The organism is Leptospira alexanderi serovar Manhao 3 str. L 60 (assembly GCF_000243815.2).
GTDB classification, from domain to species: Bacteria; Spirochaetota; Leptospiria; order Leptospirales; family Leptospiraceae; genus Leptospira; species Leptospira alexanderi.
Window position 1 is genome coordinate 10,001 of record NZ_AHMT02000038.1, and the last position, 2,500, is coordinate 12,500.

The 2,500-nt window shown below is 41.0% G+C and carries 2 protein-coding genes (both cut by a window edge); both read left to right on the forward strand.

All coding sequences use genetic code 11. The features are described from left to right. Nucleotides 1-1,353, forward strand: partial view of a spiro-SPASM protein gene (locus LEP1GSC062_RS12325; protein ID WP_020984424.1) — the 3' portion only. Its footprint begins 192 nt before the window's first position; only the last 1,353 of its 1,545 coding nucleotides appear in the window; the start codon falls outside the window, past its left edge; its stop codon occupies nucleotides 1,351-1,353. Beyond that, a protein-coding gene (locus LEP1GSC062_RS12330; RefSeq protein WP_020984414.1) for a cytidylyltransferase domain-containing protein crosses the window boundary here: on the forward strand, nucleotides 1,328-2,500 show its 5' portion. Its footprint extends 408 nt past the window's final position; 1,173 of the gene's 1,581 nt are visible here — the first part of the coding sequence; its start codon is at nucleotides 1,328-1,330; its stop codon lies off the right edge, out of view. Before LEP1GSC062_RS12325 ends, LEP1GSC062_RS12330 begins: the two co-directional genes overlap by 26 nt.

Here is a 2,500-nt window from a genome sequence, read left to right on the forward strand (position 1 = left end):
TTGAATATTAGAATACTAGAAGACCGGTCCGAAATCTCATTTGTAAAAAAAATTTCTTCCGAACTTCCCCAATCCAGAACCGGAGATCCGGACTGGGACGATGCCTCCTTCTTTTACTTTACCGGACTTTTCCCTTGTTTGGACGAAAACTTAAGCCTGGAAATCTACCGAAGACACGATCACTATCTTTCCCAGTATTCTTACAGCGAGAACTTACCTTCCGGAATCATTCCCACGATTTTATCCAGGGAGTTTACGAACGGGATTCCGGAAACCGTTGATACAAGCGTTCAGGAATATCTCGGCAAGAATATCAACCACTACGACGTTGAAATCTTTTATCACGACCCGGATCTAAGACAATACAGACTCGACTTCTCTTTAAAAAATAAAAGATCCTTAAACTTAGTCAGAGGATTTTTGAAATCCAAAGAAGTATGGAACTATTCCGATATCCATCCGTGGATTCAAAAACATCCGGAAGTTTTTAGAACCGGCCCTTCGTATCTGGAATTGGAAGTATATCGAGGATGCGAATTGAGTTGTAGTTTTTGTCCGAGACAATTTTCGCCTAACGATCAAGACGGTTCCTTTCTTAGTCCGGTATTCCTGGAGAATTTACTGAAACAACAGGAAGAATCTTTTTCCAACGAATACAGCGTTTGTTTCGGAGGATTAGGCGAACCTCTTTTGCATCCCGAATTTGCGAAGTTACTTTCTACCGCTTTTCAATTTTCCTCCTCTTTACTACAGGAATTATTTATAGAAACAGCTCTTTATACCGACTTGAATTCAACTTTAGATTTTTTGAATACATTAGATTTCTCATTTAGACAAAAAATCACTTGGATCGTTAATCTCACGACCCGAAATCAGGAAAAATATAACTCTCTCTACGGAAAAAAAGAACTGAACCGAGTACTTTCGAACCTGGAACAACTCGGTAAAATCTTTCCAAAAAATAGAATCTATCTTCAATTTTTAAAGATTCAGGAAGCTGAAGACGAAGTGGAAGTTTGGGTGGATGAAACCGAAAAACAAGGTTACGGAGTCGTTCTTCAAAAATACAACCGTTACGCTGGCCTTATGCCGGAAAAAAGGGTTACCGATCTCACTCCGATTCAGAGGGAATTCTGCTGGCATCTCAACCGGGATCTTTACGTGAATTCGGACGGAACCGTTTCCGTCTGTAAACAAACTCCGGGAAAGGTATTCGGAAATCTTCATAAGGAAACCCTAATACAAGTTTGGCAAAAAGGTCTGCCTTCTTTTGCCAATTCGTTAAACGGAAAACATGAAACTACGGGTGCGCCCTGTCTGAATTGTGATGAGTGGTATACGTTCAACGCGTAATATTTACGCGTTTATTCAGGCTCGGACGGGTTCCATAAGACTTCCCGGTAAGGTTTTACGAGAACTTCCTTTTAATTCCGGAAAAACTCTCATCGACAGAATCCAAGACAGAATTCGGGTCGTTCTTCCCGAAGAACAAATCGTGTATTTGATCCCCGAAGAGGATAAGGAGCTTCGTTCTTTTTTAGAAAATAGGAAGTATCGTTTTTTTACCGGAGATCTTCTCGACGTAAGACAGAGATATATAAAAGCCGCAGAATTTTTCAAAGCGGACACGATTCTGCGTCTCACAGGCGACAATCCGTTTTACGATACGCTTCACTTGAACCAACTTTTGCAGTCGTTTCAATTTACAAAACCAGATCTTGCTTATGTGACAGGACTTCCTTTGGGTATGGGCGGAGAAATCTTTACAAGAAAGGCCCTTGAGTGGTGTCCTCAAGTTCTCGAAGAAAGACACAAAGAACACGTAAGCCTTTCCATAAAAGAGAACCCGCATCGATTTCGAATCGCCAAACTTTCCTCTTTACTCACCGAAAAAGAAAAGAAAGTTTTACCGAAACTCAGACTTACGATCGACGAGCCGAAAGATTTCGAAACCGTCTCCCAAATTTTCAATCTGCTCAACGATCGAAATCCTTTTTTCGGCGCTAAAGAATGTATTCAACTTTTTGAAAGAGAGCCGAACGTTTTTGCGGGAAACCAAGGCGTGGAACAAATCCGTTTTCAAACTCAGTCCACAAAAGTAACGAATCAATCTAGCGTTGGAGTTTTAGTGGGAAATCCGAAAAAATTCGGAAGCGGTCATTTCGAACGTTCCAGAATTCTATTCGCATTATTGTCCGCGGCTTCCTACGAAACGTTCTGGCTTGAGGAATTTCCCGACGACGGCGAGTTGGATTTGCTCATCGTGGATTCCAGAGACATTCTAATTCCAGAATATTCAAAAACACGAATTCTACTTTTGGATCATTTCGGTCCGGATAGAAAAAAATACAGACATTACGATCTTCTTCCCCATCCGATAATTTCGGATCGTTTTTCTTTGGATCGGATTTTGATTTCTCCCGGACTTTTGAATGTTGACCCAATATTGAATTCCTTCCTTCTCTGTTATGCCGGGAGCATAGATTCCAATTTCTCAAAA